The organism is Erythrobacter litoralis (assembly GCF_029760855.1).
Classification (GTDB): domain Bacteria; phylum Pseudomonadota; class Alphaproteobacteria; order Sphingomonadales; family Sphingomonadaceae; genus Qipengyuania; species Qipengyuania litoralis_A.
Genome location: NZ_SOSI01000003.1, coordinates 142,006 through 163,371 on the forward strand (window position 1 = coordinate 142,006; position 21,366 = coordinate 163,371).

Annotated in this window: 19 protein-coding genes and 1 tRNA gene; 4 read left to right on the forward strand and 16 right to left on the reverse strand. The window is 63.4% G+C overall.

All coding sequences use genetic code 11. The annotated features are described in order from the left end of the window. From E3U23_RS06450 to E3U23_RS06490, 9 genes are all read right to left on the reverse strand, one after another. A complete protein-coding gene (locus E3U23_RS06450) occupies positions 1 to 756 on the reverse strand; it encodes a phosphoadenylyl-sulfate reductase (protein ID WP_279350405.1) in 756 nt (251 codons plus the stop codon). After that, a complete protein-coding gene (locus tag E3U23_RS06455; protein ID WP_279350406.1) occupies positions 753 to 1,220 on the reverse strand; it encodes a DUF934 domain-containing protein in 468 nt (155 codons plus the stop codon). Before E3U23_RS06455 ends, E3U23_RS06450 begins: the two co-directional genes overlap by 4 nt. Beyond that, the gene (locus E3U23_RS06460) at positions 1,213 to 2,844 is read right to left on the reverse strand and encodes a nitrite/sulfite reductase (protein ID WP_279350407.1); all 1,632 of its coding nucleotides are present in this window, start codon (positions 2,842 to 2,844) and stop codon (positions 1,213 to 1,215) included. The genes E3U23_RS06455 and E3U23_RS06460 overlap by 8 nt, the downstream gene beginning before the upstream one ends. After that, the gene (locus E3U23_RS06465) at positions 2,844 to 3,140 is read right to left on the reverse strand and encodes a DUF2849 domain-containing protein (protein WP_279350408.1); all 297 of its coding nucleotides are present in this window, start codon (positions 3,138 to 3,140) and stop codon (positions 2,844 to 2,846) included. Before E3U23_RS06465 ends, E3U23_RS06460 begins: the two co-directional genes overlap by 1 nt. Then, a complete protein-coding gene (gene cobA / locus E3U23_RS06470; protein WP_279350409.1) occupies positions 3,137 to 3,895 on the reverse strand; it encodes a uroporphyrinogen-III C-methyltransferase in 759 nt (252 codons plus the stop codon). The genes E3U23_RS06465 and cobA overlap by 4 nt, the downstream gene beginning before the upstream one ends. A gap of 98 nt (positions 3,896 to 3,993) precedes the next feature. Beyond that, the gene (locus E3U23_RS06475) at positions 3,994 to 5,061 is read right to left on the reverse strand and encodes a mechanosensitive ion channel family protein (protein WP_279350410.1); all 1,068 of its coding nucleotides are present in this window, start codon (positions 5,059 to 5,061) and stop codon (positions 3,994 to 3,996) included. 2 nt (positions 5,062 to 5,063) lie between these two features. Continuing rightward, positions 5,064 to 6,272 carry a cystathionine beta-lyase gene (gene metC, locus E3U23_RS06480; protein ID WP_279350411.1) on the reverse strand — a complete coding sequence of 403 codons (1,209 nt, stop codon included), beginning with the start codon at positions 6,270 to 6,272 and terminating at the stop codon, positions 5,064 to 5,066. A 99-nt stretch (positions 6,273 to 6,371) separates the two neighbouring features. Then, positions 6,372 to 7,199 (reverse strand): sulfurtransferase, encoded by an 828-nt coding sequence (locus E3U23_RS06485; RefSeq protein WP_279350412.1) that lies wholly within the window; start codon positions 7,197 to 7,199, stop codon positions 6,372 to 6,374. Positions 7,200 to 7,237: 38 nt separating this feature from the next. Continuing rightward, positions 7,238 to 8,344 (reverse strand): hypothetical protein, encoded by a 1,107-nt coding sequence (locus E3U23_RS06490; protein ID WP_279350413.1) that lies wholly within the window; start codon positions 8,342 to 8,344, stop codon positions 7,238 to 7,240. Positions 8,345 to 8,447: 103 nt separating this feature from the next. On the opposite strand from E3U23_RS06490, the gene queF reads away from it, so the two are divergent. Together queF and E3U23_RS06500 are read left to right on the forward strand one after the other, a co-directional pair. Beyond that, positions 8,448 to 8,906, forward strand: a complete 459-nt coding sequence (gene queF, locus E3U23_RS06495) for a preQ(1) synthase (RefSeq protein WP_279350414.1) — start codon at positions 8,448 to 8,450, stop codon at positions 8,904 to 8,906. Continuing rightward, complete coding sequence (locus E3U23_RS06500) at positions 8,906 to 9,709, forward strand: DUF1499 domain-containing protein (RefSeq protein WP_279350415.1); 804 nt, start codon at positions 8,906 to 8,908, stop codon at positions 9,707 to 9,709. Before queF ends, E3U23_RS06500 begins: the two co-directional genes overlap by 1 nt. On the opposite strand, the gene E3U23_RS06505 is transcribed toward E3U23_RS06500, so the two are convergent. Both E3U23_RS06505 and E3U23_RS06510 read right to left on the reverse strand, forming a co-directional pair. After that, positions 9,690 to 10,793: an NAD(P)/FAD-dependent oxidoreductase gene (locus E3U23_RS06505; protein ID WP_279350416.1), complete on the reverse strand. Its 1,104-nt coding sequence runs from the start codon at positions 10,791 to 10,793 to the stop codon at positions 9,690 to 9,692. The genes E3U23_RS06500 and E3U23_RS06505 overlap by 20 nt on opposite strands. Positions 10,794 to 10,841: 48 nt before the next feature. Further along, positions 10,842 to 10,917: transfer RNA gene (locus E3U23_RS06510), tRNA-Ala, on the reverse strand. 100 nt (positions 10,918 to 11,017) lie between these two features. On the opposite strand from E3U23_RS06510, the gene E3U23_RS06515 reads away from it, so the two are divergent. Together E3U23_RS06515 and E3U23_RS06520 are read left to right on the forward strand one after the other, a co-directional pair. Further along, positions 11,018 to 11,896, forward strand: a complete 879-nt coding sequence (locus E3U23_RS06515) for an ROK family protein (RefSeq protein WP_279350417.1) — start codon at positions 11,018 to 11,020, stop codon at positions 11,894 to 11,896. Between the two features lie 45 nt (positions 11,897 to 11,941). After that, positions 11,942 to 12,982: a glycoside hydrolase family 5 protein gene (locus tag E3U23_RS06520; RefSeq protein ID WP_279350418.1), complete on the forward strand. Its 1,041-nt coding sequence runs from the start codon at positions 11,942 to 11,944 to the stop codon at positions 12,980 to 12,982. A gap of 46 nt (positions 12,983 to 13,028) precedes the next feature. Here the strand turns inward: E3U23_RS06520 and acs are convergent, their stop codons facing one another. The 5 genes from acs to E3U23_RS06545 are packed head-to-tail and all read right to left on the reverse strand — an operon-like array spanning position 13,029 to position 21,163. Continuing rightward, positions 13,029 to 14,972, reverse strand: coding sequence for an acetate--CoA ligase (gene acs, locus E3U23_RS06525; protein WP_279350419.1), 1,944 nt, complete (start codon positions 14,970 to 14,972; stop codon positions 13,029 to 13,031). Between the two features lie 47 nt (positions 14,973 to 15,019). Continuing rightward, complete coding sequence (locus tag E3U23_RS06530) at positions 15,020 to 16,012, reverse strand: DUF2891 domain-containing protein (RefSeq protein ID WP_279350420.1); 993 nt, start codon at positions 16,010 to 16,012, stop codon at positions 15,020 to 15,022. Next, entirely contained in the window at positions 16,003 to 16,953 is a 951-nt protein-coding gene (locus tag E3U23_RS06535; protein ID WP_279350421.1) for a DUF979 domain-containing protein, read from the reverse strand. Before E3U23_RS06535 ends, E3U23_RS06530 begins: the two co-directional genes overlap by 10 nt. Beyond that, on the reverse strand, positions 16,950 to 17,621 hold the full coding sequence (locus tag E3U23_RS06540) for a DUF969 domain-containing protein (protein WP_279350422.1): 672 nt from the start codon (positions 17,619 to 17,621) through the stop codon (positions 16,950 to 16,952). The genes E3U23_RS06535 and E3U23_RS06540 overlap by 4 nt, the downstream gene beginning before the upstream one ends. Then, a complete protein-coding gene (locus E3U23_RS06545; RefSeq protein WP_279350423.1) occupies positions 17,618 to 21,163 on the reverse strand; it encodes a hydantoinase B/oxoprolinase family protein in 3,546 nt (1,181 codons plus the stop codon). Before E3U23_RS06545 ends, E3U23_RS06540 begins: the two co-directional genes overlap by 4 nt. Positions 21,164 to 21,366 lie beyond the last annotated feature (203 nt).

A 21,366-nucleotide genomic window follows, 5' to 3' on the forward strand; every position in this document is an offset into this window, starting at 1 on the left:
CTAGAGGAAGGGTTCCTCGCCGGGCTTGTGAATGCCGCACTCCACCTTGTCCCAGCCCGACCAGCGGCCGGCGCGCGGGTCTTCGCCGGGCTTCACTTCGCGCGTACAGGGCATGCAGCCGATCGAGGGATAGCCGCGTTCGACGAGTGGATGACGCGGCAGGTCGTGCTCTTCGAAGTAGCCGAGGATCCGGGCCGCATCCCAGTCGATGAGCGGATTGATCTTGAGCCGCCCCTGTGCGTCCGCCGTATCTACCTCGAAGCGCGGTAGGTTGGCGCGGGTAGTAGACTGGAACGCCTTGCGTCCCGTCAGGCTGGCATCGTAACGGGCAAGCGCCTTTTCCAACGGCAGCACCTTGCGCAATTCGCAGCAGCCATCGGGATCGTAGGACCAGCGCAGCCCGCTTTCGTCGCGCTTTTCGAGGTCCGCGATTTCGGGATAGACGTTGACGAGATCGAGGCCAAGGCGCCCGGCCAGTTCGTCGCGATAGGCGAGTGTTTCGGGAAAATGCTTGCCTGTGTCGAGAAACAGCACCGGCAGCTCGGGCGCGATGCGCGAGACAAGGTGCAGCAGTGCCGCGCTTTCCGCGCCGAAGCTGGAAACGAGCGCGATGTCGCCCACCAGATCGCCTTCGATCACCGCGCGCAGCCATTCCTCGGTCTCGGTGCCGCGGAACATGCGGTTTAGACGGATCGCGTCCTGATCGGTGAAGCGCGGCCGTGTATTCAGGCGGTCGATGGCGCGGGTCTGGTTCATGCGTGCCGCTTGTTCCAGATCGGCGTGCGACCGTCCGCGGCGGGCTGATAAACTTCGGGCCAGCGGGATAGCGCAGCCTCAAGATCGTCCTCATCCAGCGGCGCGTCGGGATCGAAGGCGTCGAACCCGCAACGGCGCATATAAGCCACCTGATCGACCAGCACGTCCCCCACTGCGCGCAATTCGCCCTCGTATCCCGCTTCGCGCAGGATCTGGGCCGAGGAATATCCGCGCCCGTCGCCGAAGGCCGGGAAGTTCACTTCGATCAGCGCAAGGCGTTCGAGATGCGGGATGAGCTCTCGCGCATCATCGCCCGGTTCGACCCGAACGGCGCTGGCGTTGGTCTGAGCGAGAAACGCATCGACGGTCACGGCACCGTGATCGACCGCATCGTCCTCGCGGTATCGCACGAGGTTGCCGGTGGTTGGGCCATGGCCTTCGGCCGGCGGGGTTTGATCAACCATAAAGCGCCTCCTTGAACGGGGTCATGCCGATGCGGCGATACGTGTCGAGGAAGCGCTCGCCATCCTGCCGTTCGCGCAGATAGACGTCGGCTGCGGTTTCGACCGCATCGACGATGCCTGCCTCGTCGAAGCCCGGCCCGGTGATCTTGGCGAGGCTGACATCTTCCGCCTCGCTGCCACCGAGGAGAAGCTGGTAATTCTCCACCCCTTTCCGGTCGACGCCGAGGATGCCGATATGGCCAGCATGATGGTGGCCGCAGGCGTTGATGCAGCCGCTGATCTTGAGTTTCAGCTGGCCCAGCGCCTCGGTCTTGCCGTTCTTGGCGAACCGCTCGGATATCTGCTGCGCCACCGGGATCGAGCGGGCATTGGCGAGGCTGCAATAGTCGAGACCGGGGCAGGCGATAATATCCTCCACCGTGTCGAGATTGGGTGCGCCCAGCTCCGCTTCGTCCAGAGCGGTCCACAGCGCATGGAGATCGGCCTTGCGGACATGCGGCAGAACGATGTTCTGCGTGTGCATTACGCGCAGCTCGTCGAAGCTGTAATCCTTCGCAAGATCGGCCATCAAGTGCATCTGTTCGGCCGTCGCATCGCCGGGAATGCCGCCGACCGGCTTCAGGCTGATGACGGCCGAAACATAGCCGTCCGCCTTGTGCGCCACCGTATTGCGATCGACCCACAGGGCGAAATCGGGATCGCTGCGGTCGATGTCGGCAGAAGCGCCTTCCTCGAAAAGCGGGTCCTCGAAATAGGTGCGGATGCGTTCGAGTTCGGCGAAGGGCGGTTCGATCCCGCGCTTCAGCATATGCGCGAACTCTTCTTCGACCTGGCGGGTATATTCCTCCGCGCCCATTTCGTGGACGAGGATCTTGATGCGCGCCTTGTACTTGTTGTCGCGCCGGCCGTGGCGGTTATAGACCCTCAGGCACGCTTCGGCATAGCTTACGAGCTGATCCAGCGGCACGAATTCGTTGATGCACGGCGCGATCATCGGCGTGCGGCCCATGCCCCCGCCGACATAGAACGCAGCACCCAACGTGCCGTCCTTCTCGACGATCTGGATGCCGATATCATGGAGCCGCATGGCGGCGCGATCGGTGTCGCTGGCGATCACCGCGATCTTGAACTTGCGCGGCAGGTAGCTGAATTCCGGATGGAAGCTCGACCACTGGCGCAGCAATTCCGCATAGGGTCGTGGATCCGTCACCTCGTCAGCGGCGGCGCCCGCGAAATGGTCCGACGAGATGTTGCGGATGCAGTTGCCGCTCGTCTGGATGGCGTGCATCTCGACTTTGGCGAGATCGGCGAGAATGTCTGCCGCATCTTCCAGCTTGATCCAGTTGTACTGAATGTTCTGCCTTGTCGTGAAGTGTCCGTAACCGCGATCGTACTTGTCCGCGATATCGGCCAGCGCGTGCATCTGCATGCTGCTCAGTGTGCCGTAAGGCACGGCGACACGCAGCATGTAGGCGTGGAGCTGAAGATACAGCCCGTTCATCAGCCGAAGCGGCTTGAACTGGTCCTCGGTCAGCGTGCCTTCAAGGCGCCGGCGGGCCTGGTCGCGAAATTCCTCGACGCGGGCGTCGACCATCTGCTGGTCGTATTGGTCGTATTGGTACATCAGATTACCCAGTTTCGAATTTCGGGGTCGGCGGGCTTCAACGTCAAATCCTGCCGCACCGTCGGGCCGAGGGCGCGGATGCGGTCCTTGATATGGGCCGGCCGCGGATGGCCTTGGTGCATTTCGGCATCGATGGCGTAAGGCACATTGACGCGCCGCTCCGCCTCTTCGACGCGGGCGATCTCGTCTTCGTTGCCGGTCACGTCGACCGCGTCCTCGACATGCAGCGACCAGTCGCTACCGGTCCACCAAGTTACCGCGCCGGTTTTCAGATCGTTGCCGGTCAAAATTCTCATCGCGCCGCCTCCATCGCCAATGCGCTGAGGGCAAGGTCCGTGCGCGCCGTTACCTCGCCGATGACGATCAGCGCCGGGCTAACCACAGCCTCGTGCTCCACCATTTCCGGCAGGGCGGCGAGCGGGCTGCGCAGCACGCGCATGTTCGGACGCGCGCCGTTCTCGATTACCGCGACCGGCATGTCGGGCGCGAGACCGTCGGCCATGAGCTTCTCGGCGATCTGCGGCGCGGTCTTCACGCCCATGTAGATCACCAAGGTGCGGCCCTTGCCCGCCAAACCAGCCCAATCCTGATCGCTCAATCCCTTGCACTGTCCGGCAACGAAACTCACGATGCTGGACGCGTCGCGATGGGTGAGCGCAATCTGCGCCGCCGCCGCAGCACCATTCGCCGCGCTGACGCCGGGGACGACCTCGACCGGAACACCCTTAGCCCGGGCCGCTTCCATTTCCTCGCCACCCCGCCCGAAAACGAAAGGGTCGCCGCCCTTCAGGCGCACGACATCTTTACCGGCCCGCGCATGGCGGACAATCAGGGCATTGATCTCGTCCTGCGGCAAAGTGTGATGCGCGCGGCGTTTGGCAACGTCGATCAGGCGCGCACCCTTACGAGCGAGCGCAAGAATGCTGGCATCGACGAGGCCATCGTGCACGATCAGGGATGCGCGTTCGATCAGGCGCGCAGCGCGCAGCGTCAGAAGATCGGCATCGCCCGGTCCGGCGCCCACGAGATATACGGTTCCGCAAACTGTCATGCGGCACGAGATGCCTGTCGCGGGGGCGGCTCGCCAATGAGAATGAATGGCCGCCCACGTAGCTGATATTTTGAAACCGTGGCTGTTCGCCCGCGAACCTATTCTTTCGCCTTGCTCTCGTGCAGCTTTTCGTGCGCAAGAATTTCGAGCAGCCGGTCCATCTGTCCGCTGCTCCGGATATGCAGATCGCGCTGCGGGAACGGGATCTCGATGTCGTTCTCCTTGAACAGCCACCACAGCTTCTTGAGCACCTGGCTGCGCACATTGCCGACCCCTTCTTCGGGGTCCTGTATCCAGCAATGGATGGTAAAATTCACGGAGCTGTCGCCATATTCGCTCATCCACACAGTCGGCGGCGGGGATTTGAGCACGCGGTCGGACGCCTTGGCCGCTTCCAGCATCAGCTTTTCGGCAAGGTCCATATCGGCTTCGTAGCTGACTCCGACATAAACCTGCATCCGGACGTTCTTCGACGAATACGACCAGTTCTCGACCTGGTTGATCATCAGGTTTTCGTTCGGAATAAGATATTCGCGCTGGTCCCGCGTCGTCACCGAGACGGCGCGCACGCCGATCTTACGGATCTGGCCGAAGCTTTCCTGCCCGGCCATATCGGTCACCGCAATGACGTCGCCCGGCTTGATCGACTTGTCCATTAGCAGGATGATGCCTGCGATGAGATTGCCGAAGGTCTTTTGCAGACCGAAACCGATGGCGAGGCCGAAGGCACCGGAAAATACCGCGAGTGCGGTCAGGTCGATGCCGAGAAGATCTATCCCGATGAAGAACGCACCGGCCCAGACGAGGATGGTCACGATCTTTTCGGCAAGCAGCTGCTGCGCCATGTCGAGCTTGGTCACACGCCTGACGACCCGCCGCGCCACCCGGCTGACGAACCATGCAAAGATTAGAACGCCGAAAATTATCGTGACGACGATCAGAACGTCGAACAGCGAAATGCGCAGATTGCCGAAGGACAGCGCCCATTCGTCCAGCGTTCCGACGAGCGAGCCGATCGTCGAATTCGACGAGCCGACAGCGTCCCTTATGCCCTCCGCCGCGGCGACACCACTATCCGGCGCCTCTTCGGCGAGGCTCCAGGCCTGAACTACTGGCTCGGATGGAGCTTCGGTCGCTACATCGGTGGGGGGCGGGGTAGGCTGCACAGCTATCCTTGGTCCATCGCGGCGAATGCGCGGTCGAGATCGGCGATGAGGTCGCCCGCATCCTCGAGCCCGATGGATAGGCGAATGCCGAGCGCTTCGCCAACCCCCCATTCTGGCCGGGGCCATTCCATGACCTTGCGCACCGGGGGAACGTCGAACGGCAAGGCGAGGCTTTCGAACCCGCCCCAGCTATAGCCGATCCCGAACAGGTCCAGCGCGTCGACCAGCCTGCAGCGGGCGGCATCGTCGAGATCCCTCAGGACGAAGCTGAGCAAGCCGCAGCCGCCGGTGAAATCGCGCCGCCACAGATCGTGTCCCGGCGTGCCGGGCAGCATGGGGCAGAGCACCGCCGCAACGTCCTCGCGCGCGTCGAGCCATTGCGCGATCGCGAATGCGGATTCCGTCGTGCGTTCCAGCCTGAGGCCCATCGTGCGGAGGCCGCGCAAGGCCAGCGCCGCATCGTCGGGCGAGACGACATGGCCGAGTTGCTGCGCCATCATGCGCAGGCGCGGATACCATCGTTCGCCCGCGCTGGCCGCGCCCATCATCAGGTCCGAATGTCCGCCGACATGCTTGGTCAAAGCAGTGATCGCGATATCGCAGCCGTTCGCCAGCGCCGCGAACCCCAGCGATGTCGCCCAGGTATTGTCGATCAGGCTGACCGCACCCTTGTCGTGCGCGATTGCGGCGAGCGCGGGAATGTCGCACACCTCCATTGTAAGGCTGCCGGGATTTTCCAGCATGACTGCCTTCGTCCGCTCGCAGAAGGCGGCTTCGTAACTTTGGAGATCGAGCGGATCGAAGAACCGGCATTCGACGCCGCTGCGCTTCAGCAGAGACATCGCCGTGTTACGGGTGGGGTCGTACGCATTGTCGGCCACCAGCAAGACATCGCCGTTCTTCACCACAGTCAGGAGAGCGCCGACGATAGCGGCAAGCCCGCTCGGATACAGCACCGTCCCTGCCGCATCCGGTTCGAGTTCGGTCAACGCATCGGCCAGCGCCCATTGCGTCGGTGCGCCGCGGCGGCCGTAGAAGAAGCGGCCGTCCTCGTTGGACTTCGGTCCTTCGCGCAGGGAGGCGCAGTTTTCATAAAGATGGGTGCTGGCGCGCCAGACGGGCGGGTTGACAACCTTGTCGGCGAAGTCGCCCGTGCGGCCCGTGGTAACAAGCTTTGTAGCCTTTAAATTCTCGCGCGCTGACCGTTTCATATCCCGCCTGTGCTGAGCTTGTCGAAGCACCGTAATTCTTGTGAGCACCCCGCTAGAAGAAAGAGCAACCCTTCGACAAGCTCGGGACAATCGGATGTGTCAGCCGCGCTCCTTCGGCGTCGCGGGATCGGCGCCCCATTCCATCCAGCTGCCGTCGTACAACGCCGCCCCCTCATGCCCCGCCCGTTCCAGACCGAAGGCGAGAACCGCCGCCGTGATGCCGCTATTGCAACTCGTCACGATTGGGCGCGAAAGGTCAATGCCGGCCTCTTCGAATACCGCGCGGATGCTTTCGGCCGAGCGATAGGTGCCATCGGCGTTCAACAGTTTTGCGAAATGCAGCGAACGGGCGCCGGGGATATGGCCGTCCGACCCGCTGCCCTCCTTGCCGGCAAACCGCGCCGCGTCGCGCGCATCGATCACTTGCTCGCCCCCGCCCTTGATATTTAGTAGCATCTCGGCCTTGTGCCGAACCGCGGGGCGTTGTTCGGGGACGGGATAGGCTGCCGGCTCGATCTCCGTCTCGTCGCCTTGCTCAATCATGCGGCCTTCTTGGCGCCATTTCGCAAGTCCACCATCGAGGATCGCGACATTCTCATGTTCGAACAGGTTGAAGATGAACCAGGCTCGCGCGCTCGAACGGATGGCGCTGTCGTCGTATAGGACGACGGGTATGGACGGCACGATCCCCAAATCCGCCATTCGCCGTGCGAATTGCTCGCCTGTCGGCAGCGCCTTCGGCACATCGGACCCGGCATCGATGAAACTCTCGAGATCGAGAAACCGCGCGCTAGGCACATGCGCTTCGAGGAACTCAGCCTTCGCATCGCGGCCTGCATCCGGGAGGTGGGCCGACGCATCGAGAACCACCACGTCGCTCGAACCGAGTTTACCGGCGAGCCATTCCGTCGAAACGAGATTGTCCATGGACCGCTTGCTAGCGGCGCCTGCGGAACCTGTCGATGTCAGTCGAGCGCCCGGGCGCCAAGCGGCGAGTAGCTACGCGGTCCCTCGTCGAGCCGGAACGGCGCGAGTTTGCCGCCGCCGGGAAAGCCCTGTCCGACGACGAAGGTACGCACCACAGGCTCATCGCCTTCGCGGTCCAATCGCACGCGCAAGAGAGGCACCATCAGCGGGGCATTGCCCTGCCGGATGATCCGCGCTTCGCTCAGCGGCAGTTGCAGCTTACCTTCGTACCGCACCGTTTGACCGGGCGCGATCCGCGCGAAGGTATGGCGCTCCTCCAGCTTCTGGTCCGCGGAAGCGACCTGACTTTCCATGGATGCGTTGCCGTGCGCCGTAACCAGATCGGCGCCGAGCACCACGTCCGCGCCCGCTGCCTTCGCCCGGTTCAACAGCGTGATCCGGTAATCGAGCGTGGCGAAGGCCATCGAGCGGGTCAGCTTCACGGCGTCGGCATCCAGCCGGATATCGGCCAGCGTGGCGCGTGGTCCCGCCGCTCCCACGACCGGTCGTTCGATCTGCGGCACCGAAACCATCGCCTTGCGCCGCCGCATGAAGAAGAAGGTCGCCAAACCGAGCGCAAGGAGAGCCAGCAAACCGACGAGCCACAGGGAGAAGTTTTCGCCCTCCGTTGTCTCGACTTCAGCCTCCGCCTGGACGTCCGTAGAGGGCGGCAACGGAACGGGTGCCAGTGCCGGATCGGCGGTCTCCGTTTGGTTCGGCGCCGGCTCGCTTGGTTGCACGATGCTTTCCTGCACGTTCCGTTCCGGTACCGGCCGTGTCTCGATCGGCGGTGGGGCGGTCTCGCGCGGTTGCGGGATACGAACCGTCGGTGTCGGAACGGGGGTAAGCCGAGGCGAGGGAACCGGGGTCGGCGTCGCGCGTGGTGCAGGCGTCGGCGATGGCGCGGGCGTGGGCCGGGCCGTAGGGATTTCACGCGGACGTACCGGAACGACGCCGCTCTCCGTATCGACCGGCCCCTGCACGTTCGATGTCGGGGTGGGCGTTGGAGCCGGCGGAAGCCGAAAATCCTGCGCGCTTTGCGCGAGCAGCGGCATGGGCATTGCGAATACCAGCACAGCAAGAGGCAGACGAAAACGCAGGTTCATGACTTCGGGCGGCCCCTTCGAAAGGCCGCGCTGAATAGGTGGTGAAGGCGCGGCCTCCAAGCCCCGGCTTGCGCCGCACCGCCTTTCGCGCCAGATGCGCGGCATGAGCGACACACCCGCCCCCAAATTCCTTGGCAGCAACACCGCGCTTCCTGCCTCACCGGAAGAGGCCGAACTCGATTACGTGGCCAATCCGCGCAGCGGCGAACTCTATCTCGTGCGCTTCGCCGCGCCGGAATTCACCTCGCTGTGCCCCGTCACCGGCCAGCCCGACTTCGCGCATATCGTGATCGATTATGCGCCGGGCGAAACCATCGTCGAGAGCAAGAGCCTCAAACTGTTTCTTTGCAGCTTCCGCAATCACAATGGCTTTCACGAGGACGTGACGGTAGGCATCGGCAAACGCCTGTTCGACGAGATGGCGCCGCGCTGGCTGCGCATCGGCGGTTACTGGTATCCACGCGGCGGCATTCCGATCGATGTGTTCTGGCAAAGTGGCGCGCCGCCCGAAAACCTATGGCTGCCCGATCAGGGTGTAGCCCCCTACAGAGGACGAGGATAATGAGCGACCTGCGGGCAAACCTTCCGAAATATTCGCTGTGGTTCGCATTGGCGATGCTGCTCTGGTTCGTGATCGCCGTGTTCGGGCCGAAGATCGGACTGATCGGATGGAAAACGGGCTTCGGTATCATGACTGTGACCGCCGGACCGATCCTGATGGGCATTGTCGCGCCTGTAGCGATAATCGCGCTGGCGCTCGCATGGTTCGGCAAACCGCGCGGCCCGTGGTGGAAAGCCGCCATCGCACTGGCGATCCCTGCCGTGCTGTTTTCCGCCCTGCTGACCGTAAAGGCCAAGGGAGATTCGGTCCCGCCGATCCACGATGTCGCCACCGACCTTCGCGATCCGCCGGCCTTCTCGGCGCAGACGCTCGCGATGCGCGAAGAATGGGGCGCGAACCCGCTGGTCGATTACGGCACCCCGCTCGGCCAGTTGCCGATGTGGCAGGACAGCGTCGATGGCGACCTCGCGGTGCAGAATCACGCCGATATCATCGCAGCGAATTACGACGAGCTACAACCGATCCCGGTTGGCAACGCCACCCCAGAACAGGCAATGAACGCGATCGTCGCAGCGATGGGGGAAATCGGGCTGGACGATATTCGCACAGATCGGGCTGCGGGAACAGTGGAAGGGGTCGCCGAGACCTTCGCCTACGGCTTTCGCGACGATGTGATTGCGCGGGTTCGCGGCGGCCGGATCGATCTGCGCTCGGCCAGCCGGGTGGGCTTGTCCGACCTCGGCTATAATGCGGAACGCGTCGAGAAACTGCGCAAGGCGCTCATCAAGCGGCTGGGTTCGTAAAACGCGCGATCCAGCGCCGATCCAGCCAGTCCTTCAGGCATCGTAGCCAGCGCGCCCGAGTGCCGAGCGGGCCGTAGCTCAGGATCGCCGCGCCGCGGCCGGTGTTCAGCAGGTAAAAGTCCATGCCGCGCCCGCGATATACGTTTCGCGGCGCACGGCCCTTCAACGCAGCCTGCAGGTTCCTGGCAAGGATTGGACCGGCATAGACGGCATGAACGCCGGAATGCGGGATGTGGCTATCGGTCCGGTGGGCCACATCGCCGGCAGCGAAGATGTGCGGAATGCCGCAAACCCGCTGGTGCTCGTCCACCTCCAAGAACCCGTCGGCGTTCACTGGCAATCCGCAGCGCGCAGGCCATTCCGGCGCGCCGCTACCTACCGCCGCGACGACGAGATCGAAAGGCGGAAGTTCTTCGCCTTCCACCGCAAGCGAACCGTTCACGAATTGCGCCTCCTTCTCGATCACACGGATGCTCTGGCGCGCATATTCGGCTTTCGCGCGGCGCCGTACCATCGCCGACATTTCGGGCAGCAGTCCGCCTTCCCCCGCGATCAGCGTGATATGGGCATCGAACGCCGGATCGTTCGCCGCACCGAAGGCCAGCTCCGCCCCGCCGGCCCCTCCGCCGACGACTGCGATGTCCCTTATCCGGTTTGCCGAGTTACGAAGGATGCTCCACCGGGCAACGAAGCCGTCTATCGGCCGGATATCCAGAAGCCGCTCGTCGCAGCCGAGAACCGCGGCCGCCTGCCCCGCCCCGCCAATCGCGAGCGAGCAGACGTCGAACGTCAGCCGCCTCTCGCTTTCCAGAACAATGGTCCTGTCGGTCGGCGAAACGGCGATTGCCTCTTCTCGGTGCCATTCGAGGCCAGCTTCCTCCACCAGTGGCGCCAGCGGAATGCGCGTTTGATCGAGCGTATATTCGCCCGCCATCCAGCCGGGGACCATCCCGGAATACTGCATCGCTGTGCGCGGCTCGACCAGTAAGACGCGCTCGGCCTCGAGTTTGCCCTTCCGGATCGCGTCGATCACGCCGAGATGCGCGTGACCGGCACCGATCAGACAAAGAACGCCCTTGCTCACGACACAGCGCTTAGCCGCATGGCGATCTCGATGATAGGAGAAGCAACCTGGTGGAGCCGAGCGGGATCGAACCGCTGACCTCGTCATTGCGAACGACGCGCTCTCCCAACTGAGCTACGGCCCCGTTCCAGGTTTCGTGCCGTTCGGATATGGCAGTCCGATCGGCAGGCGCGCGCCTTAGCGAATGGCGACGGCGCTGCAAAGGAAAAAGACGGAGGCGGATTGTGGCCAAGAATGGAAGACTGGCAGCGATCGAGGCAGGCGGTACGAAATTCGTGCTCGCTATCGGCGATTACAACGGTGCCGTCATTGCGCGCCACGTCATTCCGACCGTCGATCCGGGCGCGACACTATCTGCCGCCGCAGAATGGTTCTCGAACCACGGACCGTTCGATGCCCTAGGCATTGCGAGTTTCGGGCCTGTGGAACTCGATCCAAAGCATGCAAACTATGGCTGTATCACGACTACGCCCAAGCCCGGCTGGCAGAATTGCGATCTGGTGGGGTATTTCGCGCGTCGTTTCAATATGCCGATAGGTTTCGATACCGATGTCAACGCTGCCGCGCTTGCGGAAGTCCACGCGAGAGACGAAAGCGTGCAACCTTCGCTCGCTTATGTAACCGTGGGAACCGGAATCGGCGGCGGGTTGGTGGTGGATGGGAAAACGGTTCATGGGATCGCGCATCCCGAAATGGGTCATTATTTTCCCCGGCGCTCCGATCATGACGATTTCGGCGGGGTCTGCCCCCTCCACAGCGACTGCCTCGAAGGCCTTGCCAGTGGCCCCGCAATCGAGGCCCGCTGGGGTGCAAGCCTCTCGAACCTGCCCGACGATCACCAAGGCAAAGCCATCATCGCCGATTACCTCGCGCAACTGGGCCATACCGTTTTCGCAGTTACCGCGGCGGAGATCGTTGTGCTCGGAGGAGGCGTGATGCAAACGCCCGGTCTGCTTGAGCGTATCCGCCTTCGGGCCACGGAGCTTGCGGCAGGGTACCTGCCCGGTGGGGAACGTCATCGTATCGAAGCACCGAAGCTCGGATCGGATAGTGGCATAGTTGGAGCCTTCCGACTTGCGTACGATGCTCTCGACGCCGTTTAGCTTGCGCTCAGCTTGAACTTTTATGGTCTTGCAAAGTCTTCGGAGATGAATGCCGTGAATGTCGTCGCATCAATTCTGGCCACCGCTGCGTTGCTCGTCGGGAGCGCGGGCAGCGCCGCCGGCCAGCCTGAAGCCCCGCCCCGAGCGCCCGAACCGCTTCCTATCGGGCCCTGCATCAATCTCGGCGGCACCTTGGAGCGCAAGGCGGAGGGGCTTTACGGCAACACCGTTCTCGATCGAGCAGACATCCAGCGGGTTGCCGATGCCGGTTTCCGGACAATCCGCCTCCCGGTTCGCTGGGATACGCGTAGCCTCGACGCTCCGCCCCATACAATCGATCCCGCCTGGATGGACCGCGTGGTGCAGATCGTCGACTGGGCGATGGAGGCAAATCTCAACGTCGTACTCGACAGCCATCATTTCGCCGGCCTGTTCACCAAGCCCGAAACCAAGGCGCCGTTTCACGCCACAGTATGGTCGCAAATCGCCGAACGCTTCGCCGACTACCCCGAAGATCGGCTATGGTTCGAACTGGAGAACGAACCCTACGGAAAGCCCGACAGCGAAAGCGTGCTGCACATTCTCGACGGGTCGCTTGCCGCCGTGCGCGAAAGCAATCCCACGCGGCCCGTCATCATGGGCGGCGGCGGATACGGATCGCTTCAGGCAATGATCTCGATGGACCTGCCGGACGATCCGCATGTCTACCCGACCTTCCACTATTACTCGCCAGCGAACTTCACGCATCAAGGCGCGAAATGGGCCAACCAGCCCTATACCGGCACGTTGCGGACGTGGGGCGATGCCGACGACATGGCTTTCCTAGCAAAATCCCGCGAACGGGTGGCCGAATACATCGAGCGGACGGGACACTACCCTTTCCTCGGGGAAACCGGCACGTACAAGGTTTACAACTCGCTGGAGCAGCGGGTGAATTACCTGAAGACGATCTACGACACTTTCGCCCCGCTCGGCGTCGGCGTTTGCGCGTGGTCGTATGAGGGGCCCTTCGGCATGTACGACCCCGACGAAGAGCGCTGGTATCCTGGCCTGCTTGAGGCCATGGGGTTACCCGAGCAGGATTGACGAGCGCCCTTTTCCGGCCGGACGGGACGTGTGCTCCCTTCTTGGCCTAGCGTCTTCGCCTTTCCTCGATCAGTGCATCGACCACGCCGGGATCGGCCAGCGTGGACGTATCCCCGAGCGCGCCGAAATCGTTCTCGGCGATCTTGCGCAAGATGCGGCGCATGATCTTTCCGCTGCGCGTCTTGGGTAGCGCAGGGGTGAAATGGATATGATCGGGCGTTGCGATCGGGCCGATCTCTTTACGCACCCATTGACGTAGCTCGGCTTCGAGATCGTCCGAGGGTTCGGCATCGGCTTTCAGCGTAACGTAGCAATAGATGCCCTGCCCCTTGATATCGTGCGGGTAGCCGACAACCGCAGCCTCGCTCACCTGTGCGTGCAGGACCAGCGCGCTCTCCACCTCGGCGGTGCCCATGCGGTGGCCGGAAACGTTGATGACATCGTCCACCCGGCCCGTGATCCAATAATAGCCGTCATCGTCGCGGCGGCAGCCATCGCCAGTGAAGTACTTGCCGGGATAGGTGCTGAAATAGGTCTGCACGAAGCGGTCGTGATCGCCATAGACGGTGCGCGCCTGACCGGGCCAGCTACGGGTGATACACAGATTGCCTTCCGCCGCGCCGTCCAGCACTGCGCCGTCATTGTCGACCAGTTGCGGACAGATGCCGAAGAATGGCTTGCCCGCGCTGCCCGGCTTCATATCGTGCGCATAAGGCAGGGTCGTGATCATCACGCCGCCCGTTTCCGTCTGCCACCACGTATCGACGATGGGCGCCGCGCCGTCGCCCACGACCTCGTGATACCAGCGCCACGCCTCGGGATTGATCGGCTCGCCGACGCTGCCGAGAATGCGGAGCTTGGACAGGTCAAGCTTCTTCACATATGCGTCGCCCTCTCGCATCAGCGCGCGAATGGCGGTGGGCGCGGTGTAGAAGATCGCGACCTCGTGCTTCTCGCACACCTGCCAGAAACGGCTGTGGTCCGGATGGTTCGGTACGCCTTCGAACATTAGCGCTGTCGCACCGTTCTGCAGTGGGCCGTACACGATGTAGCTGTGCCCGGTCACCCAGCCAATATCGGCGGTGCACCAGTACACCTCGCCCGGGCGGTAATCGAAAACGTAGCGGAACGTCGTTTCGGTCCAGACGGAATAGCCGCCCGTGGTATGGACGACGCCCTTGGGTTTGCCTGTCGAACCGGAGGTATAGAGGATGAACAGCGGATCTTCGGCCTCCATCGGCTCGCATGGGCATTCCGCGCCGACGTCCTTCGACAGCTCGTGATACCAGTGATCGCGCCCGTCCTGCATCGCCACCGTGCCGCCCGTATGGCGCACCACCAACACGCCCTTCGCGCTCGCTTTTTCGAGCGCCTTGTCGACATTGGCCTTCAAGCCGATGGGCTTGCCCCCGCGCAGTCCTTCGTCGGCTGTGATGATCCAGTCGCTCTCGCAATCTTCCACCCTGCCGGCAATGGCGTCCGGCGAAAAGCCGCCGAAGATTACCGAATGCACCGCTCCGATCCGTGCACAGGCGAGCATGGCGAACGCGCCTTCGGGGACCATCGGCATGTAGATCGTCACCCGGTCGCCCTTCGCCACCCCGAGCTTCTTGAGCGTGTTCGCCATGCGCATGACTTCGCGCTGCAATTCGGCATAGGTGATCCGGCGAACCTCGCCTTGCGGATCGTCGGGCTCGAAGATCAGCGCGACCGTTTCGCCCTTCCCCGCTGCGACATGACGGTCGACTGCATTGTGGCAGATGTTGAGCTTGCCGCCGCCAAACCATTTGATGTCGACGGGATCGAAGGACCAGTCGGCGATACGCGCGGGTTTCTCGAACCAGTCCAGCCGCTCGGCCTGCTCGGCCCAGAATGCATCCGGATCGTCCAGACTGTGCGCATAAAGGTCGGCGTATTGCTCGGCCGTGCAGGCCTTTGCATCGGCTTCCGGTCTGCGCACGATCTGCGCGGCGGCGGTTTCGGTCGGCATGTCGGTCCTCTCCTATCCCATTCGTTCGATCAACACGCGAGCGGCGCTTATGGTTGCCCGCCCTGTCCCGCCAGCAACGCCAAGAGCGCAAAGCTCGCCAGCCAGTGTTCGCCCATATAGTCGCCAGCGACATGTGGGAGGGCCACGTCGAGATGGGCTTCGGCCATAGCGTCGAGCGCATTGGCTTCGCCAAGGATCGGAGATATCTCGCGCAGGCACCATGCGCGGCTGAGATTCAACCCGTCGAGATGGGCGATCTTTCCATCGCTCCGGTCGGAAACGGTGACCGGGCGGCATTCGTTCGCCAGCCAGCCATTCTCGATGACCAATCCCTCGAACCACGACGCGAACTGCGTGTGCGGCATGACCCGACTCATCAGCAGGGCGGCGGTCAGGACGGGAGAGAGGAACTCGTCTCCGCCCGGTTCCCATCCGCGATAGTCCTGCCGCTGCCCGAAGGCCGCAAGTGCCCATTCGTCGATCGTTGCCAGCAGCGTCGCATCGTGCGCCTCCGCCCAATCGCGCGCTAAGCTGAGTGCGAAGGCGGTATTGGGATGAGTGCCGACCGTGATAGGATAGGTTAGAATGCGCAGGTAATCTGCAAACCGCTTGCCAAAGGCCTGCGCCAGCGGTTCGAGCCGCGCGCCCCATTCCTCATTCCCGTGCCGCTTGGCCTCGAGGTGGAGGTAAAGCAGCCAAGCCCAGCCATAGGGCCGCTCGAAACCGCGCGAAGAGGGTCGGTCGAGATAGACCAGTTCCACCGCCAGCTTGTCCGGCGTGAAGGTCTCTTCCGCTAGTGCGGCGATATCGCCCGCTTCGGGCATATCGGGATAGAGGCGCCGCAAGGTCAGTAGAGTCCACCACGAATGGACGCAGCTATGCCAGTCGAAACTGCCGAAGAAGCACGGATGCAGCACCCGCGGCGGCTGCGCATCCTCGTCCCCGTCGAGCACGTGGTCGAGCTTGTGCGGATATTCGCGTCCCACGTGGCCGAGCGCGATTCGCGCGAACTTGCGTGCGGTGTCTTGCGTCAGTTCCACAGCAGGAACCCTCCGATATAGATGATCGCGACATTGCAGACCCAGAGCGGGATCGCCGTGCCGATCTGCTGCAGGATGACGCCGTTCTGGTTCTTCAGTTCGAGCAGCGCGGCGGGCACGATGTTGAAGTTGGCCGCCATCGGCGTCATCAGCGTACCGCAGAACCCCGCCAGCATGCCGACCGCGCCGATCACTGCCGGATTGCCGCCGTATTGCTCGATCAATAGCGGGATGCCGATCGCCGCCGCCATGACCGGAAAGGCGGCGAAAGCATTGCCCATGATCATCGTGAACAATGCCATGCCGAGCGCGAAGACGATTACCGTCACCAGCACGCTGCCTTCGGGAATGACCTGGTTGGCGATGTTGCCGATGATGTCACCCACCCCGGCAAGGGCAAATACCGCGCCGAGCGCTGCCAGCATCTGCGGCAGGATGGCTGCCCATCCTATCGAATCGAGCAGACGCCGCCCTTCTTCCGGCGCGGCGGCCAGCGGCGCGCGCAGCCACGCCATCGCCGCTACCAGCGCCGCCAGCACCCCCACACCGAACAGGATTAACGTTTCACGCCGTTCCTCGAACAGGCCGGTCTCGCCGAAAGGGGTATAATTGTAGAGCAGCGTCCCTACGACCGCAGTCAGCGGCACGATCAGCGCAGGGAAGAAAAGTTTGTTGCCCAACTTCGCTGCAAAGACGGTTCGCTCTTCCAAAGTTGTAGTCGGTGGATCGCTGCGCTTCAGACCGCCGACACCTGCAATGCCCACCATGGCGAGAACCAGCAGGCCGTTCGCAAAAGGCGTGAGGTGGCTGCCGAGCAGGAAACTCGCCGCCAAGAGGCCCCAGAATGCGCCATTGCCGAAGAGGCGGTCGCGAAAGCTGAAGGCGGACCAGATCGCGAAGAACCCGCCTGCCAGAATATAGAGCCATTCGTAGGTGATCATGCCCGCACCCTGCCCAAGCGGCGGTCGAGCGCCTGTATGCGCAGCCCGTGGATGATGAAGGCACAGATCGCGGTCGGTATGGCCCAGACCGACAGTTCCAGCGGGGCTAGCGGATAGCCTGCGCTTTCCATCACCCCCTGGATCAGCAGGATGGAGGCAATGGCGAAGAAGATGTCCTCGCCGAAAAACAGACCGACATTGTCTGTCGCCGCCGACATGGCGAGCACCTTCTCCCGTTCGGCTTCGGGAAGGTCGCCATGCGTTTTCAGCGCCGCCGCCTCCGCCATCGGCGCGACCAGCGGGCGTACCGCTTGCGGATGCCCGCCGATGTCCTTCATTCCGAGCGCGGCGGTTATTTGTCGGAAACCGAGATAGATCGTGAGCAGCCGCCCCATCGTCGCCCCGCGCATACTTTCGATCAGACCGCGGGCACGCTGCTGCAGACCGTAGCGCTCGAGCAAGCCGATAACCGGCAGGATAATCCACGTTACCGAGATGTAGCGATTGTCGTTGAACGCAGCGCCGAGCGCCTCGATTACCGGCACCGGCTCCAGCCCGGCGAGGAGGCCGGTCGCGATTGCGGCGACGACCACCACGAGCAGCGGATTGAACCGCAGCGCGAAGCCGGCAACGACGATGCCGATACCGGCAAGCGGCCAGTAATTCATGCGCCCGGTTCTCCATATCCGCCGCCGCCGGGTGTGAGGATTACGAACGTATCGCCCGGCTGCATTTCCGCCGAGCCGGTCGCACCGAGATCCTCTCGCATGCCGTCGACGCGCTCGACCCAGTTGCGGCCCGGTTGTGCATCGCCCCCGCCGCAAATCCCTTTAGGCGGCACGGCCCGCCGATTGGCGAGGATATTGGCGCGCATCGGTTCGAGGAAGGTCATGCGCCGCTCCACTCCGTCGCCGCCGCCATGCGCGCCCGCCCCGCCTGAGCCTTCGCGAATGCAGAAGCGTTCGAGCCGCACGGGAAGCCGACTCTCGAGGATTTCGGGATCGGTCAGGCGGCTATTGGTCATGTGCGTCTGCACCGCGCTCGTCCCGTCATGGTCCGGCCCCGCACCCGATCCGCCGCAGATCGTCTCGTAGTACTGGTGGGCCTCGTTACCGAAAGTGAAGTTGTTCATCGTGCCCTGGCTCGGCGCGAGCCGCCCGGTCGCGGCGAACAGCGTATCCGTGATTACCTGGCTGGTCTCGACATTGCCCGCGACCACCGCTGCGCCGGGATTTGGATTCAGCATCGAGCCTTCGGGTACAATCAGCTCGACCGGGCGTAGGCATCCGTCGTTCATCGGTATCTGATCGTCGATCAGGGTGCGCAAAACATAGAGGGATGCCGCGCGGGCGATCGATTTGGGCGCATTAAAATTATCGGGCAGCTGGTCGCCCGTCCCGGTGAAATCGAACGTGGCAGAGCGCCCATCCCGGTCGATCCGGATGGCGACCTTTACGGTCGCGCCATTGTCCATCGGGTAGGCGAACTCGCCATCGCTCAAACGGTCGAGCAGGCGGCGCACGCTTTCCTCCGCATTGGCGAGGACGTGCCCCATATAGGCGGAGACGACTGCGCCGCCCTGTTCGTTTGCCGCACCGCGCAGCAATTCCGCCCCGCGTGTGCAGGCGGCTAACTGGGCGCGAAGGTCCGAGATATTGCGATCGGGCTTGCGTGCCGGGAAACGGGCATCAGCCAGAGCCTCGCGCACCGCCGCTTCGCGAAATTCGCCCTGGTCGACGAGCAGGAGATTGTCGATCATGACGCCCTCCTCCTCGATCGTATGGCTTTCGGGCGGCATCGATCCGGGTGCGATGCCGCCGATATCCGCGTGGTGCCCGCGTGCCGCCACGAACGCATCGGGGGTATCACCTGTCTCGTCGTAGAAAACGGGCGCGATTACCGTGATGTCTGGCAGATGCGTTCCGCCGCGATAGGGATCGTTAAGTACATAGGCGTCGCCCCGCCTGATGCCGCGCCCGTCCCGTCCCTCGCCGCGCGCCTCGATAACCCGCGCGATGCTGTCGCCCATGCTGCCGAGATGGACCGGGATATGCGGCGCGTTGGCGATGAGGCTGCCGCTCGCATCGAAGAGGGCGCAGGAGAAATCGAGCCGCTCCTTGATGTTCACGCTGGTCGCGGTCGATTGGAGGACGACGCCCATTTCCTCGGCGATCGCCATGAACAGGTTGTTGAAGATTTCGAGCCGCACGGGATCGACCTCGGTGCCCGCCGCCCGGTCGCGCTTCGCTTCCTCGACGCGTTCGAGAACGAGACTGCCCTCTTCGGCGAGCCTCGCCTGCCAGCCCGGTTCGATCACGGTGGTCGAGCCCGGATCGATAACCAGCGCAGGGCCGGCTATCGTTTGCGCGTTCTCCATCACGGCGCGCTCGACGGTGGTCCAGGTTCCGCTTGCCTCGACGCCCACGGGTACGGGCTTCGCTGTCGCCTCGCCCAACCCGCCCGCATTACCGCTCGCTTCCACACTCAGCGCTTCGACGATGATCGGGGCATTCGCGTCGGAATAGCCGAAGCGAGTACGGTGAAGGCGGCGGAAGGCGGCATCCATCTCGTCCTTCGACTGTACGTCCAGCGACAGCATGCTGTCGCTACCCTCGAACCGCAGCCGCATCTGGCGCGAGAGCGTCACCGCATCGACCTCGACACCCTGCCGGATCAATGCCTCGCGCGCCTCGCCTTCAATCTCTTCCAACGTGGCCGAAAGATCGGTGTCGAGCGGCTTTACGATGCTGCGCTCGCGGATGGCCTTCAGGGGTGCGAGCCCGATGCCATAGGCCGAGAGAATGCCCGCGAGCGGATGAACCAGCACCGTTTCGATCCCGAGCACGTCCGCCACCTTGCAGGCGTGCTGCCCGCCCGCTCCGCCAAAACAGGCGAGTGCATAGGTGGTGACGTCATGACCCCGTGCAATGCTGATCTTGCGGATGGCATTGGCCATATTGTCGACCGCGATGGCCAGGAAGCCTTCCGCGATGTCCTCCAGGGAGCGTTCGTCGTCGAGACGCTGTGCAACCTCTTCCAGGCGCGCACGCGCCGCATCGGGGTCGAGCGGCTGGTCGCCTTCCTGGCCGAAGACACTGGGAAAAAATGCCGGGTCGATCCGGCCTAGGAAGAGGTTGCAGTCGGTCACCGTCAGCGGCCCGCCCTTGCGATAGCAGGCGGGGCCCGGGTCCGCCCCAGCGCTTTCCGGCCCCACGCGGAAGCGCGATCCATCGAACCGGCAGATGGAGCCGCCGCCCGCAGCCACCGTATGAATTTGCATCATCGGCGCGGCGATGCGCACGCCTGCGACCACGCTGTCGCCCGTCATCTCGTATTCGCCGGCAAAGTGCGCGACATCGGTGCTGGTGCCGCCCATGTCGAAGCCAATCAGCTTGCGATAGCCGAGCGCCTCGGACGCTGCGACCATGCCGACCACGCCGCCCGCCGGACCGGAGAGGATGGAATCCTTGCCGCGGAACGCCGCGCTTTCTGCCAGGCCCCCATTCGACTGCATGAAGTGCAGGCTCTGCGTTTCCGGCAGCCGCGCTTCGAGTGTTTCGGTATAGCGGCGCAGCACGGGAGAAAGATACGCGTCCACCACAGTCGTATCGCCGCGCGGCACCAGCCTGATGAGAGGCGCGACTTCGTGACTGACGCTAACCTGCGTGAAGCCGATCTCGCGCGCGATGGCGGCGAGCTGCGCTTCGTGGTCCTGATGCTTCCAGCCATGCATCAGAACGATGGCGAGAGCGTCGAAACCGTCTTGCCTCAGCCCTTCCAGTTCGGCGCGCGCATGCTCGGCGTCGAACGGCCGCAACACCTTGCCATCCACGCCGATACGCTCGTCGATCTCCACTACCCGTTCCGGCAATTGTTCGGGCAACATGATGTGCCGCGCGAAGATATCGGGGCGCGCTTGGGAGCCTATTCGAAGCGCATCGCGAAACCCCAGGGTTGTCGCCAGCGCCAACCGCTCGCCCTTGCGTTCGAGCAGCGCATTGGTGGCGACCGTGGTGCCGACGCGCATTTCCGCGATCGGCCCCTCTCCATGCTCGTCCATCAGCAACCGGACCGCTTCACTCGCCGCATCGTCGTAGCGCCCCGGATCTTCGGACAGGAGCTTGTGTGTCACCACTTCGCCGCCGGGCGTTCTAGCCACCACGTCGGTGAAGGTTCCGCCGCGGTCGATCGCGAAACGCCACGTTGCCATGCAGTTCTGCCCTCTTTCGGTAGCTTTGATGTCCCTGTCATCTTTGGCTTGCCCCCGGTGCGAAAGCAAATGCTGTGCGAAACCTACACCAAATCGTATCTGGCCCGGCGCAAAACCGGGCAGTGACATACGGCGGCGTCACAAGCCTTGTGAGAAAATGAAAAACAGGTATGCTCCCTCCAAACGCACGTAAGTTGCGAACG